This window comes from Pantoea sp. CCBC3-3-1 (assembly GCF_007981265.1).
In the GTDB taxonomy this organism is placed as follows: domain Bacteria; phylum Pseudomonadota; class Gammaproteobacteria; order Enterobacterales; family Enterobacteriaceae; genus Erwinia.
On sequence record NZ_CP034363.1, the window covers coordinates 4242741 to 4257157 of the forward strand.

The window sequence follows — 14417 nt, forward strand, 5'->3', positions numbered from 1 at the left end:
CCTCACATCATGGCGCTATTGTCGCGCCACATCGGGGTCGTTTGGCGAGGATAGTACCTTATCAGGGCCGCGTCTGTCACAGTTAACCGTGACGGGAGAGATTCCCCTGGCGGAAAAAAAATCCTCCAGGGACGGGGCCTTATTGGGTAACGGCCAGCCATTCGCCAACCACCTGCGGATACTCGCCGGTGGTATTGCTCAGATGCAGCCACTGGTCGACATACATTTTCCAGCTGATATCGTCGCGCGGCAGCATATAGGCCTTTTCGCCATACTGCATCGGCTGCTCGGGGTGGATGGCGCAGAGCTGAGGATAGTGCTTTTGTTGATAACGTGCTTCTGAAGCATCGGTAATCATCACATCCGCTTTTTTATCCACCAGCTGCTGGAAGATCGTCACGTTATCGTCAAAAAGCGTCAGGTTCGCCTGCGGCAGGTACTGCCGGGCAAAAGCCTCATTGGTGCCGCCCGGCGGTTCAATCAGACGCACTGACGGCTTGTTGATCTGCTCCACGGTGCGATATTTCGTTTTATCAGCACAGCGCACCAAAGGGATTTTTCCATCGGTACCGAGCGAAGAGGCAAACCACGCGGTCTGCTGACGTTTGAGCGTAACGGAGACGCCGCCAAGCGCGATATCGCACTGTTTACCCGTGAAGTCTGCCATCAGGGTTTTCCAGGTACTGGGCACCCATTTGACCTGCGCGCCCAGGCTTTTCGCCAGCGACTGCGCCATCGACACGTCAATGCCTTCATACTTCCCGTCCGGCCGCAAAAAGCTGTAGGGTTTGTAGTCGCCCGTCGTACAGACGGTCAGTACTTTGCTCTGCATCACCCGATCAAGATGCGACTGCGCACTGGCAGAACCCGCCACCAGCAGCAGTGCGGTTATTCCTTTTTTAAGCATTTTTTTCTTTCCTACTGTGGTAGATGATCACACCTGGCTACGACATTTTTTTGCATCTCAGCTTTTCCCATAATGAAAGAGTCCTTATCTCGACGCAGCTATTATTGCTCCCAGAGCAAAAGTATTGTGATCAATTGCACATTTTTATCCTGCCGCCGCGCGCGTAGACTGAGCGCAATTTCATTTATAAGAGAGCTAAGCGATGAGCAACATTTTTATTATCGATGCCGGAAAAACCTTTGCCCACTCTAAAGGCGAACTGAACCATACCTTGACTGAAGTTGCGGCAACCTGGCTGCGTGATGCAGGCCATCAGGTTGAAGTAACCACTGTTGATAACGGCTATGACGTTGCTGATGAGATCCAGAAATATCTGGCGGCAGATACGGTGATCTATCAGATGCCGGGCTGGTGGATGGGCGAACCGTGGATCCTGAAAAAATATATCGATGAAGTCTTTACCGAAGGTCACGGCGCGCTGTACGCCAGCGATGGCCGTACCCGTTCAGACGCCGGTAAAAAATATGGCTCAGGTGGCCTGATCCACGGTAAAAAATATATGCTGTCACTGACCTGGAACGCGCCGCTGGAAGCCTTCACCGACCCGGATCAGTTCTTCGAGGGCGTTGGCGTTGACGGCCTGTATCTGCATTTCCATAAAGCCAACCAGTTCCTGGGAATGGAGGCACTGCCGACCTTTATCTGTAACGACGTGATCAAACAGCCGGACGTTCCGCGCGATATTGCACGCTATCAGACGCATCTGAGCCAAATCTTTGCTTAACTGAGTAGACCACTCTCCTTTAAGGAATGCCCATGCTCACCGTACTTGCCGAAATTTGTGTCAGACCAGGCCGTCGTACCGCCGTCATGCAGGCCATTGAGAAACTGACGCCGGTGGTTTTGCAGGAAGAAGGATGCGGCAGCTATCAGGCGCTGGTGGATCATCAGGCACAGGTGCCCTGGAAGCAGAACTCGCCGGATTCGATCTTTATGGTGGAGCACTGGGAATCGTTGCGCCATCTTGAGCAGCACCAGCAGGCAGAACATATGGAACATCACCGCGCCAATATTAAAGATGACGTGGTCGACGTGAAGATTTTTGTCCTCGAGCCAGCGAAATAATGATTAGCGGGGTGATTTTTTTCGCCCCGCGTTAAATCAACCCCATCTTTTCCATTTATTCGCAGTAAACCTGCCGTGTCATAGTCAGTGCCACCTATTAACCCTGTCTGTATTCATTATATTTCCGCTGCGTGGCAATATGATCGGCAATATATTTTGCATCGTGCCAAACGCCCCAAATAAAAGTAGAGCCGCGACGTGAAAGCCAGGGTAAACCTAAGAAATAAACACCCGGCTCGCTGGAAACACCGCGCTGATGCTTAGGTTTATTGTTTTTGTCAAAGGCATCAACCTTAAGCCAGCTGTAATCCGTGACGTAACCTGTTGCCCAGATAATAGTCGTAATCCCCGCCGCCTTAATATCCAGTTCAGTGCGTGGATGGATCATACACGCCGGATCGGGCAGGAAATGGCGGGCTGTGGGTTCAGGCGGTAAATCCAGTCCGTTACGGGCGATATAGGCATCGGCCGCATCCAGCAGCGAAAGATAGTTGGCATCGCCTTTGGCAATATTATCGACCAGATCGGGCTGGAACGTGATTTTTCCGTCGGCAAAAGATTCGGTCAGGCCAACCAGGTTAACGCCCTGGTGCGCCAGCTGGCGGAAATCAACGGTGTGGCCGCCACGCGCACCGCTGACCGCAATGGTCACGTGCTCTTTTCCAGGTACGCTGGCCGAGGCATCCCACAGGCCCAGCACGCCCAGCCACCAGCAAAAATCACGCTGACGATAGGCGCGCGGCGGGCGATCGTGCGGTCCGACAGAAAGATAAACCGTTTTGCCAGCACGCTGAAGTTCATCGGCAATCTGCACCCCTGATGAGCCAGCGCCAACAATCAACACCGCGCCTTCAGGCAGCTGCTGCGGGTTGTAATAGTGCGCAGAATGCAGCTGATGTAAGCCGTCATTTTCAGGCGCAATGGCCGGGATCACCGGACGCTGGAACGGGCCAGTCGCGGCAACAATATGTCGCGCCAGAATAACGCCTTCCGAGGTTTCGATGGTGAATCCCGGACGGCCTTCATTCCGTACCACGCTTTTCACTTCCACTCCGGTACGAATGGGCGCAGAGAATTTTTCCGCATAGGCTTTGAAATAATCCGCCACCTGTTCTTTCGGTACAAAACCATCGGCAGAAATATTGGAAAATTCCATATTGGGGAAACGGTCATGCCAGGCTGGCCCATTAGCAACCAGCGAATCCCAACGTCCTGAACGCCATGCTTCGGCAATGCGATTTTTTTCCAATACCAGATGACGGATGCCTGCTTTAGTCAGATGTTCGCTCATGGCGACACCCGCCTGCCCTGCACCGACTACCAACGTATCAATTTCGGTTATTTCAACGGTCATCACTGCATCCTTAAATAAGGGCTAAACTATCCCCTAATTATTCGGGGCTTCGACATGCGCCAAGGTTATTGAACTACGCCAGCCGGGTAAATTAGTAAAAAACGAGTCCCTGAAGATAAAATAAAGAGGCAGCGGATAACGCTACAATAACGCGCTAAACCAGATACCCTTCTTTTATTTAATCTATGGGATTTCCTCCCGCGTGAAATAGTCCCCACGGGCAAGAAAGCGGGCTGATATTTAAAGCATCAGGCAGAAAGCAGCAAACTTTGCTGCACATCCCATCCCAGCGATACGCGATCGCCGATTTTTTCACAGCACAGGCCACTGCTGCGCACGACAAATCGTGTTCCCTCGGCAAGTGCCACGACAAGTCGCGTTTCCGAACCGGCATAAATGCTTTCGCAAATTTCCCCTTCCAGCGCCGCCGTCCCCGGTTGCTGAATACGGATATGTTCAGGACGGATGACCAGCGAGGCCTGTCCCTGCATGGCGGATTTGTCCGGCAAGGCGAAAGTCCCCTGTTTTGTGATCAGCTGACCGGCACGCACCTCACCGCGAAGGATATTGGAAAGGCCAATAAATCCGGCAACAAAGGTCGAACGAGGGCGCTGATAGATCGCCTGTGGCGTATCGATCTGCACGATCCGCCCTTCGTTCATCAGGCAGATCCGATCGGAGAGCGCCAGCGCTTCTTCCTGATCGTGCGTAACAAAAACGATCGTCGCGCCCGATTCACGGTGAATGCGTTTGATCTCTATCTGCATCGTCTCGCGCAGCTGGCGATCCAGTGCGCCCAGCGGCTCATCCATCAGGATGATCCCCGGCTGATAGACGAGGCACCGCGCCAGCGCAACACGCTGCTGTTGCCCACCGGATAACGCTCGTGGAAAGCGCTGCGCGGCATGGCCCAGTTCTACCATTTCCAGCGCCTCTTTGACTTTACGGTTGATTTCAGCGGCGGGCAGCTGGCGCATACGCAGCGGAAAAGCCACATTTTCTTCAATCGTCAGGTGCGGAAACAGCGCGTAGTTTTGAAACACTACGCCGATATCGCGCTTGTGCACCGGCGTCCAGGTTTCGTCTTTACCATCAATCAGCAGGCGGCCTGAGGTCGGCGCTAAAAGACCGCTGATAATTTGCAACAGCGTGGTTTTCCCCGAGCCTGACGAGCCGAGCAGCGTCAGTAATTCACCCTTCTGCACCGTTAAATCCAGATCCTGTAACACCTTCGTCGGCCCAAAGCATTTAGCAATTTGCTCCACCTGTAACTTTACGGATGACATTATTTCTCTCCTTACTGCGCTTCCGCTTTGCGGCGCGAACGTTCAGCGATAATGAACAACACTGTCACGACGGACAGAATAATGACTGACGCGGCGGCCAGCGTCGGCGTTACCGACAGCAGGACGTCATCCCACATCTGTTTTGGCAGCGTCTGCTTCACGCCGCCGCCTACAAACAGCGCGACCGTTAGCTCTTCAAAAGAGTTAAGGAAGCCGAAGATAAAGGCGGCGACCAGGCTGCTTTTGATCAGCGGCAAGGTTATTTCACGCAGGGTGCGCCAGCGGTCAGCGCCAAGGGTTTTCGCTGCCTGATCCAGCCGCCAGTCATACCCTTTGAAGGTGGTCAGGATAATGACAAACACCACCGGAATGGCCATTACCGTATGGCCAAGGATGATGCCGAGATCCGATCCCACCAGGCCGATAGTGGCAAACAAATAGAACAGCGAAACGGCGGTGACGATGTTGGGAACGATCATCGGCAACAGGAAAGTCATGACCACCAGACTGCCGGATTTTCCCTGGTGCCGCGCCAGCCCATAAGCTGCTGCCCCTGCAATCGCAACCGACAGCATGCCGGTGACCAGCGCGATGCCGAACGAACGGATCGTGGCACCCGTCCAGATTGGCGATCCCAGATAGGTTTCCATCCAGCGTAACGAAAAGCCCGGCGGGGGAAATTGCAGGAAGCTGGAGCTGCTGAACGCCATTGGCAGGAACGAAACCACTGGTAACACCAAAACCAGAATCACCCATACGCTGAACAGCGGCAGCAGCCAGCCGAGGCGCGGACGTCCCGGGATCGCGGCCAGCATGTTGCCCAGCCAGTCGGAAATCTTTGCGGCCCCAGCGGTGATCCCCTGGCCCACACGCCGGATATGTTTGCCGCTGGCGTGGCTTTCTCCACCTGATATCGCCGACATGCCAAACAGCTTGTCGTAACAGAAGCAAACTACCAGCGTGGTCACCAGCAGCAGCATCGCCACCGCGCCCGCCAGCCGCCAGTTCAGCAGCTGCTGAACTTGAGTGATCAACAGCTGGCCTATCACCGAATCCTGTGGGCTACCGAGCAGCGCCGGGGTGATAAAGAAGCCCAGCGAGCCGATAAAGATCAGCAGGCAGGCCGCCACCACGCCCGGCATGGAAAGGGGAAAGAAAATACGCCAGAAGCTTTGCGCACGTGACGCACCCAGCGTATGACCGGCGCGTATCAGACCGTGATCGATGCCGGTCATGGTCGGCAGCATGGTGATAATCGCCAGCGGCAGCATGCTGTGTGCCATGGCAAAGACCACCGCACCACGCGTGTAAAGCACATTCAGCGGCTGGTCGGCTCCCATCGACATCAGGATTTCAGAGAGGATCCCGCGCCGCGACAGCAGCACCAGCCAGGCGAAGTTTTTCAGTAAAGCGCTGGTCCAGAACGGCAGTAAAATCAGCCACATTAGCCGTCGGCGGACGTTTTCACTGCGTTGCGAAAGCCAGTACGCTACCGGATAGCCGACCAGCAGGCAGGCGAGCGTGGTTTGCAGGGCAATAGCGAAGGTGTTAATCATCACCTTCACGTAGATGCCCGCGCCAAACATTTGGCGCCAGATATCCAGCGAAAAGCCGCCGTCGCTGTTCTGGAAACTCAGTAGCATTAGCTTCAAAGTGGGCCAGGCGAGAAACAGGGCCAGGAATAACAGGCCTGGCGCGGTCAGCCACAAGGGATGCCAGCGTCGCGTTGCTGTCGGCATACGTTTTTTCTCGTCAGATGTTGCAAGATCGGTCAAGGAACTCTTCTCCCAAAGAACGGGTGACGCTCAGGCGTCACCGCAGACGGCAGGCAAACTCAACGCTCAGGGAATACAGGTCGGGTGCAAAGCACCCTCACCCGGATTAACTCATGACCCATTTTTCAAAGCGTTCGGTCAGCGCGACCTGATTATCGCCCCAATAATCTGCGCCCAGCAGTGCCAGCCCCTGGATATGGTCCGGTGCCGTCGGCAACAGAGCCGCTTTTTTCTTGTCGATAAAGTCGTAGGCTTTGATGTTGGTCGGCCCGCACGCCAGATCGTTGGTGTACAGCGACTGACGTTTCGCATCCATACAGAAATGGATAAATCTGCGTGCTGCTTCCAGCTTCGGACTGCCGTGCGGAATACTGAAACCATCGATGTTATAAAGACCCTGGCCCCAGGCGATATTGGCTGGCGTACCGGCATCAATCGCGGTCTGGGCGCGAGTGCTCCAGATACTCATCATGTCCAGCTCGCCGCTTTGCAGCATCTGCGTGGCCTGCGCGCCGCTGGTCCACCAGACATCAATGCTTTTGCGGATTTTATCGAGGCTGCGGAAAGCCCGATCGACATCTAGCGGATAGAGTTTTTTTGGATCGACGCCGTCGGCCATCAGCGCCAGTTCCAATGTACAGACCGGGCTGCGCCACAGGCCGCGACGGCCATTGAATTTGGCGGTGTCCCAGAAATCTGTCCAGTTGGTAGGTGCCGTTTTGCCGTTAAAGGCGTCAGTCCGGTAGCCTAATGCCAGTGCGTAAATACTGACACCGCCAAACTGAGAGGTAATCGAACCTTTCACATAATTCTGCGGATCCGGCACTTGCAGATGCAGATCTTCCAGATACGGTTTCGGCATTTTGTTCAGGCGCACCAGGTGCTCCGGGTTGAGCAGCGCCACGTCAAACAGGTAGTTTTTGGTATCCACCATCATCTGGAACTGCGGTACCGGGTCGGGACCCAGCACCGTATTAATGATTTTGATGCCGGTCTCTTCTTCAAACGGCTTGTAAAATGCTTTGCCAAATCCCGTGCCGTAAGGGCCGCCCACGTCGGCGACGGTCAGAGTGGTGACTTCCGCCGCCCGCGCCGGACGACTGATGATCATCGGGGCAACGGCGGCGGTAACGGCGGCCCCAATCCCCAGCTTCAGCGCATCACGACGGGTATACGTTTTGTTCTCTTTCATCCTGGTTCCCCTGCATCACGAAAAGTTTTAATGAGCCGACACGGATGCCGGTGATTTTTCTACGCTTGTTCCTGCTCTTTAATGGCAAGGTTAACTTCCGCAATCAGCTGGTCGATTTCCTCCGCGGTAAAGCGCTGGCGGAAACGGCGGTCAAAGGTGGTGAAAATACTGAAGAATGAGTTTTTGCAGTGTTCCAGCATGCGGTCCGCATCGGCGGCGTTCACCGACAGTTGCACCTGCAAGAAGCGGTTGAAATAGTCACGCGCCAGCGGATTTTCCAGCACGAAAATTGGCTGCGTATCACGCGAGATGAGTCGGTACTTTCCGACCTTACTCTCACAGTGCAGACTGCCCTCAAGCGGCAGGTCTCGCGAGTTTGGCCCGACGCGAAGCAACACGTCACCCGCTTCAAGGATCCACTGCTGGCGACCCGTGTCGTAGTAGCGTAAGTCGGCAGCGGGAACGGTCAGCGCTACGCGACGCTGTTCACCCGCCTGTAATTCAACTTTGCAGAACGCACGTAGCTCCTGCTCGGCCCGCGAGCGCGAAGATGTCTGATAGTGGCTGTAGAGCTGGCAGATCTCTTTTCCGGCACGCGAGCCGGTATTGCTTAGCGTAAAGCTGACCGTCACTTCTTCACCATCGCGCAGGCTATCGCGGTCCAGCTCAATATCGCTATAGGCAAACTGACTGTAACTGAGGCCATAACCGAACGGGAACAACGGCTCGACGTTACGGGCGTCGTACCAGCGATAGCCGACGAAGATCCCTTCGCTGTAGTAATGACGGCCATTTTCGCCGGGGTAGCTGTGCCAGCCGGGAATGTCTTCAATACGCTGAGGGAAAGTCACCGTTAGCTTGCCGCAGGGATTCACCACACCGAACAGTACGTCTGCCAGACCGCCGCCCATCGCCTGACCGGCGTAGAAGGTTTCCACGACGGCACTGACCCGATCCAGCCACGGCATCACCACCGCATCAGGATTAGCCAGCACCACAATCACGTTGTCGTTGACCGCTGCCAGCGCGCGGATTAATTCATCATGACCCTGCTGCAAACCCAGCGTGCGACGGTCTGATCCTTCGCCGTCATAACCATCTTCGCTGTTAACAAACACCACCACGCGATCGGCCTGGCGCGCCGCTTTACAAGCTTCTTCGCGCAATGACGGCCGATCAGCCACTTCATCGCTGGTGCCCTGACACCAGTTCAGGGTGACGTTGTCGCCGCAATGTTTGCGGATTTCGTCGTAGGGAATATCCACCTGCGTCGGCGTCGTGGTGGCGCAGCCCGATCCCTGGATCACGGGCTTCCTGGCGCCTTCACCGACAATCAGCAGATGACGGCAGCTTGCGGCTTCCAGCGGCAGAGCCTGATTGCTGTTTTTTAGCAACACGATGGATTCGGCCACCATCCTGCGCGCCAGCAGATGATGCGCATCGGTTTCCATCGGGGTGCCGGGTTGTTCCGCGTCTTTCGCTTTGTGGATCAGGTTGAGGATACGTTCTGCTGAACGCTCGGCCTGCGTACGTGGCACTTCTCCCGCTTTTAGCGCCCTGACCAGACTCGCCCTGCGCGTTTCGCTTTCTGGCATGTCGAGATCGTTGCCGGCCATCAGCGAGAGCGGGCGATCTTTAATTCCATGCCAGTCTGCTACCACCACGCCTTCAAAGCCCCATTCCTGACGGAGCACCTCCTCCAGCAACCAGCTGTTTTCGGCGGTATGTACGCCGTTTAGTCGGTTATAGGAACTCATGACCGTCCAGGGCTGCGACTGTTTGATGGCGCGCTCAAAGCCGCGCAGATAAATTTCCCGCAGCGCACGCTCATCAACGATCGAGTTCATGCTGGTGCGCTCAACTTCTGAATTGTTACAGGCAAAATGCTTTAAAGATGCGCCAACGCCCTGCCGTTGCAGACCGTTAATTACGCCAGTCGCCATCTCGCCGCTGATTAAGGGGTCTTCGGAATAGTATTCGTAGCTGCGGCCGCCCAGTGGCGTACGGCGGATGTTGATGCCAGGCCCGAGCAGCAGGTTAACGCCCAGATGCTGGCACTCTTTACCCAGCGCTTCACCCAGCGTCTGTGCCAGATTCACGTCCCAGCTACAGGCAAAACTGGACCCGTTGGGGAAACAGGTGGCGGGGCGCATCGTTCCCCAGGCCACTTCCACATCTTTCGCCCGCTGGTTAACCACGTTCAGGAAGGCTTCGAAGTCCTGGCCCCCCTTCTCATCCTGTTCAATTTGCTGGATGGAGTAGCGCACGCCGTAGGTGCCATCGGTCATAACAATATGCGGGATCCCCAGCCGGGCATTGGCTTCGGTTTTCCACATGCCGTGACCGCTAAGAATGTCGCCCAGCTCTTCCGGCGTCATCGATTTGGCCAGAGATAAAAATTTCTCGTGCTGAGATAAAACAGTGCTCATGCCAGTGTTTTCCTGTGAGATGAAAGCGGCGAGCAGTCGCCACTGTTGCGCTGGCATTCAATATGGCCCGGTTAGAAACCGCGGCGAAAGAAGTAAAATGTTTGTCACTGGAGTTAAAAAAACTATCCAGCTGCGCAGGATTCCCTGCGTCATAAATAACGCAACGGAGAGCAGAGAAAAGCCAGAAACTGATGTTTTTTTGCCCTGAAATAGCGCCACTGCCCAGCCAGGTCGCAAACGATTGCACCCTCCCAGCGCAATTCGCCTGCTGTACAGTAAGTTATCAGCGAGCTAGCGCGTATTTCCTGTGGCACAGTTATTGCAACTGCTGCCTGCATCGCTTTTTTGTTCTTACGGAAAGCTCTGACATAACCAAATACTAATCAGAGAGATCACCTGCACATGGCGCATTTCACCCTCCGACAGCTTAAATATTTTGTTACCGTGGTTGAGCATCGCAGCATTGCCGAGGCATCACGCCATCTGCATATCGCTCAGCCTTCCATTTCAACGGCGATCAAAGGCCTCGAAGAGAGTTTTGAACAGCAGCTTTTTATCCGTCATCACGCGCAGGGCGTCTCGCTGACGCCCAGCGGACGCCGGTTTTATGAAAAAGCCGCCGAGCTGCTGAGAATGTCCCGGCAGTTTGAACAGAATGCCCGGGCGGATAATGATTTGGTGGCAGGCACGCTTTCCGTCGGCTGTTTTGAAACCGCCGCGCCGCTGTATATGCCAAAGCTTATTGCCGGTTTCAAAAAGCTCTATCCCAATATTGAAGTGCAGATCTATGACGGCGAGCAGCACGAGTTAACCGACGGTTTGCATCGCGGACGCTTTGATATGGCAATCCTTTACCGCCATGAGCTGGACAACAGTATTCATGCCGAACAGCTGAAAGCACCACAAAAGCCTTATGCGCTGCTGCCTGCCGATCACCCGCTGGCCTTGCGCAGCAGCATTAGCCTGGAAGAACTGAGCCACGAGCCGATGATCTTGCTGGACGTCGTGCCGAGCCGGAACTATTTCCTGGATATCTTCAAGCAGAAGGGGCTTTCACCGAAGGTGGCCTTCAGTTCGCCGTCGATTGAGATGGTACGCTGCATGGTCGGTCAGGGATTTGGCTTTTCGCTACTGGTGACCCGCCCCTTCCCGGACTTTACCTATGACGGTAAGCGCGTGAAGCGGGTCACCATTCGCGATGAGATGGAAGGATCATGCCTGGTGATGGCGCATTTACGCCACGCTGAACCGACTCGCCCCACGCAGTTGTTTATGGATTACTGCCGGGCACAGGAACTGACGCCGGAGCATATCAGCGAATCTGAATTGCCACCGCTTTCAGTAGCTTAAACGATTTGCAGCCGATGGCAGAGACGGAGCAGAAACGCATCGCACTCTGCCAGCTGCTGCACACTGACAAATTCATCCGGCTTATGCCCCTGTGCCATTGAGCCAGGGCCGCAAACCAGGGTAGGAATACCATGCTGCTGGAACAGGCCACCCTCGGTACCAAAAGCCACGGTGCTTAACGCTGCCGGTGAGGGTAGTAGCGCCATAACTTCATCTGTCGCTGCGGTGATTTGCGTTTGCAGGCCGGGATAGTGGCTCAGCGGACTAAAGACGATGGTGCAATCAGGCGAAATGCGCTGCATCTGCGGCACCAGCTCACGTTCACACCACGCCGTGATTTCATCAACTATCGGTTGCGCATCTACATCCGGCAGCGTACGAATTTCAAAATCAAACTGGCAGGAAGCAGGCACGATATTTAACGCCTCGCCACCGCGAATGACGCCTGTCTGCAGGGTGGAAAAAGGGGGATCGAAGGCGACGTTTTTCTCCTGCTGCAACCGCTCTGCCAGCGTCATTAACCGCTGGATAATCTGCACGGCGTATTCAATCGCGTTCACGCCCTGTGGCGTATAGGCCGAATGGCTGGCATAACCCGTGACAGCGCAGCGCAGCGCGATTTTTCCTTTGTGCCCGAGAACTGGACGCATCTCCGTGGGTTCGCCGACAATACAGACGGCAGGCAGTACCGGCAGACGATCGATATGCGCCAGCAGCCCCGGCACGCCCTTGCAGCCTACTTCTTCATCGTGACTGAACGCCAGCCATACCGGCTGACGCAGCGGCCGCGCCACCAGTTCTGGCACCAGCGCCAGCACCGCCGCCAGCCAGCTTTTCATATCCGCCGCACCCCGACCATATAACCGGCCATCGGCCTCGCGCAGAATAAACGGATCGCTTTGCCAGTGTTGCCCCTCAACCGCTACCACATCAGTATGGCCTGACAAGACAATCCCGGGCAGCTCTTGCGGGCCGATGACCGCCAGCAGATTAGCCTTTTGACCGCTACCATCGATCAAAACCTGGCAACTTACGCCATATTCCGCCAGATAGTCGCGGACGTAGTTAATCAGTGCCAGATTGCTCTCGCTGCTAACGGTGTTAAAGGCGATCAGTTCGGCCAGCAATGCCCGCGTGCTGAGTTTACTCATCGCCAGGAACACCGTAACTCGGCGCTTCCGCCGGATTAACAGCGCGAGTCAGGTACGCTTCGCTCTGCGGTTGCCACATCTGCCAGATGCGCGCCAGCTCACCAATCGCATCCTTTTCATGCCAGTCGACGCGCAGATCGGTTAGCGGCCAGCTTTCGCTACTCACCACCTTCAATCCGGCGGAATAGACCGGTCCGGCTTCGCCACCGGCTTGTAAACCAGCCTGCAAGGCAGCGATCAGCCGGTCGCCCAGCGACAGCGACGGCTCGACGCAGAATTGACTGACCATGGCCTCAATTACCTCCGCAGTGGCCAGCATATTGCCCGCCGCCACGCAGTTCAGTCCCTGGTGCTGATGGTGAGTGCCCAGCGTATGTAAGCCAGACCACACGGCGCTCTGCCTGCTGTCCAGCACCGTCACCTGTCGCCAGTCGGCAAAAGGTTCGGCGGCCATTTCCGCTGCCAGGGCCGCTGTCGCACTTTCGCCCTGCGCCAACCGGTTGAGGATTTTCGGCCCCAGCGCAGGCAGCGTAACGTTCTGGCTTGATACCGCGCCCACGCCGCTCATCAGCCAGGGGCAACGCGCCGCTACCGCCATGCTGGATGAACTGAGAGCAATACCGTACTGGCCGCTGCGAGGACAAAAACCGGCAATGGAAAAGGTCATGTTATGCCTCCGGGATCACGGCAATCACGTCAATTTCCACCAGCCACTGCGGCTGCGCCAGCGCAGAAACAACCAGCCCGGTGGAGATGGGGAAAACGCCTTTCAGCCACTTGCCCACTTCCAGATAGACCGGTTCGCGATAGCGCGGATCGATAATATAAGTGGTGGTTTTCACTATATGGCTGAGGTCGCTACCCGCTTCTTCCAGCAGCTGCTTGATATTTTTCATCGCCTGCTCTGCCTGCAATCCTGCATCGCCCAGCCCAATCAGATTGCCGTCAAAATCGGTGCCGACCTGGCCGCGAACATAAACGGTATTCCCGGCACGGACCGCCTGACAGAGGTCATTATTCAGCGCCTGATTAGGATAGGTATCTTTGGTATTAAACATACGGATGCGGGTATGGGTCGGTTGACTCATCGTGGGTTCCTTACAGATTAAAGAGGAGACGGAAGCCGCTTTGTTTGCCGCTAACGCCCAGGACAGAGCAAACTCATTTTTGGTGCCTGTGGGGCAGAAAATAAATAAGGATTTTTATTTGCAGGACTTAGGGGAAAACTGGCCTTAGCGAACCTCGTTTTTTTGGTGCCAGAGCCTAAAAAAATACACATTTATCTTTCACGTTGGTCATGAACATACTCGAGCCTGACTAACTGAGGACCTGGCTATGCATTCCATTGTTAAAGAGTTACCGCTGATTACTCGGGATGCGTTTGTTAGCGCGATGGAAAACTGCGTAAGCGGCGTGTATCTCGTCGCCAGCGATGGCGCGGACGGCAAGGCGGGCGGCACACTCAACAGCCTGACCTTCGTTTCTGCCGCGCAGCGTCTGCTGATGATCTGCCTGCACCGTGACAGTCCGCTGTGCCCGGCGATTGAGCAAAACGGCGGCTTCAGCATCAATGTGCTCTCTGAATTACAAAAACCCCTCGTCCAGACTTTCGCCACGTCCGGTCGTAATGCGCAGGCTTTTGATTCGCCTGACTGGGGCGAAAGCCCCGAAGGCCATCCACTGCTGCACGGTGCGGTTGCCAACTTTGACTGCCAGCTGACAAATCAGCTGGTGCTAAACAGCCATGTAATGCTGATTGGCATGGTGAAAAACGTGCATTGTCACCCCGGCATTCCGCTGGCAAGGCAGGCGCGACAGTATGTGCTGATCCAGCGGGATCAGCCTTAA

General features: G+C 55.4%; 13 protein-coding genes. 4 read left to right on the forward strand and 9 right to left on the reverse strand.

The genetic code is table 11. The features are described 5' to 3' along the window. Positions 1-139: 139 nt before the first annotated feature. The gene (locus EHV07_RS19840) at positions 140-907 is read right to left on the reverse strand and encodes a transporter substrate-binding domain-containing protein (protein ID WP_147199861.1); all 768 of its coding nucleotides are present in this window, start codon (positions 905-907) and stop codon (positions 140-142) included. 202 nt (positions 908-1109) lie between these two features. Between EHV07_RS19840 and EHV07_RS19845 the strand changes: the two genes are divergently transcribed. Both EHV07_RS19845 and EHV07_RS19850 read left to right on the forward strand, forming a co-directional pair. Continuing rightward, positions 1110-1691: an NAD(P)H-dependent oxidoreductase gene (locus EHV07_RS19845; protein ID WP_147199862.1), complete on the forward strand. Its 582-nt coding sequence runs from the start codon at positions 1110-1112 to the stop codon at positions 1689-1691. A 32-nt stretch (positions 1692-1723) separates the two neighbouring features. Then, positions 1724-2032 carry a putative quinol monooxygenase gene (locus EHV07_RS19850; RefSeq protein ID WP_147199863.1) on the forward strand — a complete coding sequence of 103 codons (309 nt, stop codon included), beginning with the start codon at positions 1724-1726 and terminating at the stop codon, positions 2030-2032. A 97-nt stretch (positions 2033-2129) separates the two neighbouring features. Here the strand turns inward: EHV07_RS19850 and EHV07_RS19855 are convergent, their stop codons facing one another. From EHV07_RS19855 to EHV07_RS19875, 5 genes are all read right to left on the reverse strand, one after another. After that, positions 2130-3386, reverse strand: coding sequence for an NAD(P)/FAD-dependent oxidoreductase (locus tag EHV07_RS19855; RefSeq protein WP_147199864.1), 1257 nt, complete (start codon positions 3384-3386; stop codon positions 2130-2132). Between the two features lie 248 nt (positions 3387-3634). Then, positions 3635-4672, reverse strand: coding sequence for an ABC transporter ATP-binding protein (locus EHV07_RS19860; RefSeq protein WP_147199865.1), 1038 nt, complete (start codon positions 4670-4672; stop codon positions 3635-3637). Between the two features lie 11 nt (positions 4673-4683). After that, entirely contained in the window at positions 4684-6447 is a 1764-nt protein-coding gene (locus EHV07_RS19865; RefSeq protein WP_254446277.1) for an ABC transporter permease subunit, read from the reverse strand. Between the two features lie 106 nt (positions 6448-6553). Continuing rightward, complete coding sequence (locus EHV07_RS19870) at positions 6554-7639, reverse strand: ABC transporter substrate-binding protein (RefSeq protein ID WP_147199866.1); 1086 nt, start codon at positions 7637-7639, stop codon at positions 6554-6556. 59 nt (positions 7640-7698) lie between these two features. After that, positions 7699-10068, reverse strand: coding sequence for a glycoside hydrolase family 3 C-terminal domain-containing protein (locus EHV07_RS19875; RefSeq protein ID WP_147199867.1), 2370 nt, complete (start codon positions 10066-10068; stop codon positions 7699-7701). 402 nt (positions 10069-10470) lie between these two features. On the opposite strand from EHV07_RS19875, the gene EHV07_RS19880 reads away from it, so the two are divergent. After that, entirely contained in the window at positions 10471-11418 is a 948-nt protein-coding gene (locus EHV07_RS19880) for a LysR family transcriptional regulator (protein ID WP_147199868.1), read from the forward strand. Here the strand turns inward: EHV07_RS19880 and argE are convergent. Genes argE through EHV07_RS19895 form a run of 3 tightly spaced genes read right to left on the reverse strand, consistent with a single transcriptional unit; the run spans position 11415 to position 13657 of the window. Continuing rightward, complete coding sequence (gene argE / locus EHV07_RS19885; RefSeq protein ID WP_147199869.1) at positions 11415-12569, reverse strand: acetylornithine deacetylase; 1155 nt, start codon at positions 12567-12569, stop codon at positions 11415-11417. The genes EHV07_RS19880 and argE overlap by 4 nt on opposite strands. Further along, complete coding sequence (locus tag EHV07_RS19890) at positions 12562-13236, reverse strand: DUF1028 domain-containing protein (protein WP_147199870.1); 675 nt, start codon at positions 13234-13236, stop codon at positions 12562-12564. Before EHV07_RS19890 ends, argE begins: the two co-directional genes overlap by 8 nt. A 1-nt stretch (position 13237) precedes the next feature. Then, on the reverse strand, positions 13238-13657 hold the full coding sequence (locus EHV07_RS19895; RefSeq protein WP_147199871.1) for a RidA family protein: 420 nt from the start codon (positions 13655-13657) through the stop codon (positions 13238-13240). A gap of 247 nt (positions 13658-13904) precedes the next feature. Here EHV07_RS19895 and EHV07_RS19900 point away from each other — a divergent pair, with 247 nt between their 5' ends. Beyond that, on the forward strand, positions 13905-14417 hold the full coding sequence (locus tag EHV07_RS19900) for a flavin reductase family protein (protein WP_147199872.1): 513 nt from the start codon (positions 13905-13907) through the stop codon (positions 14415-14417).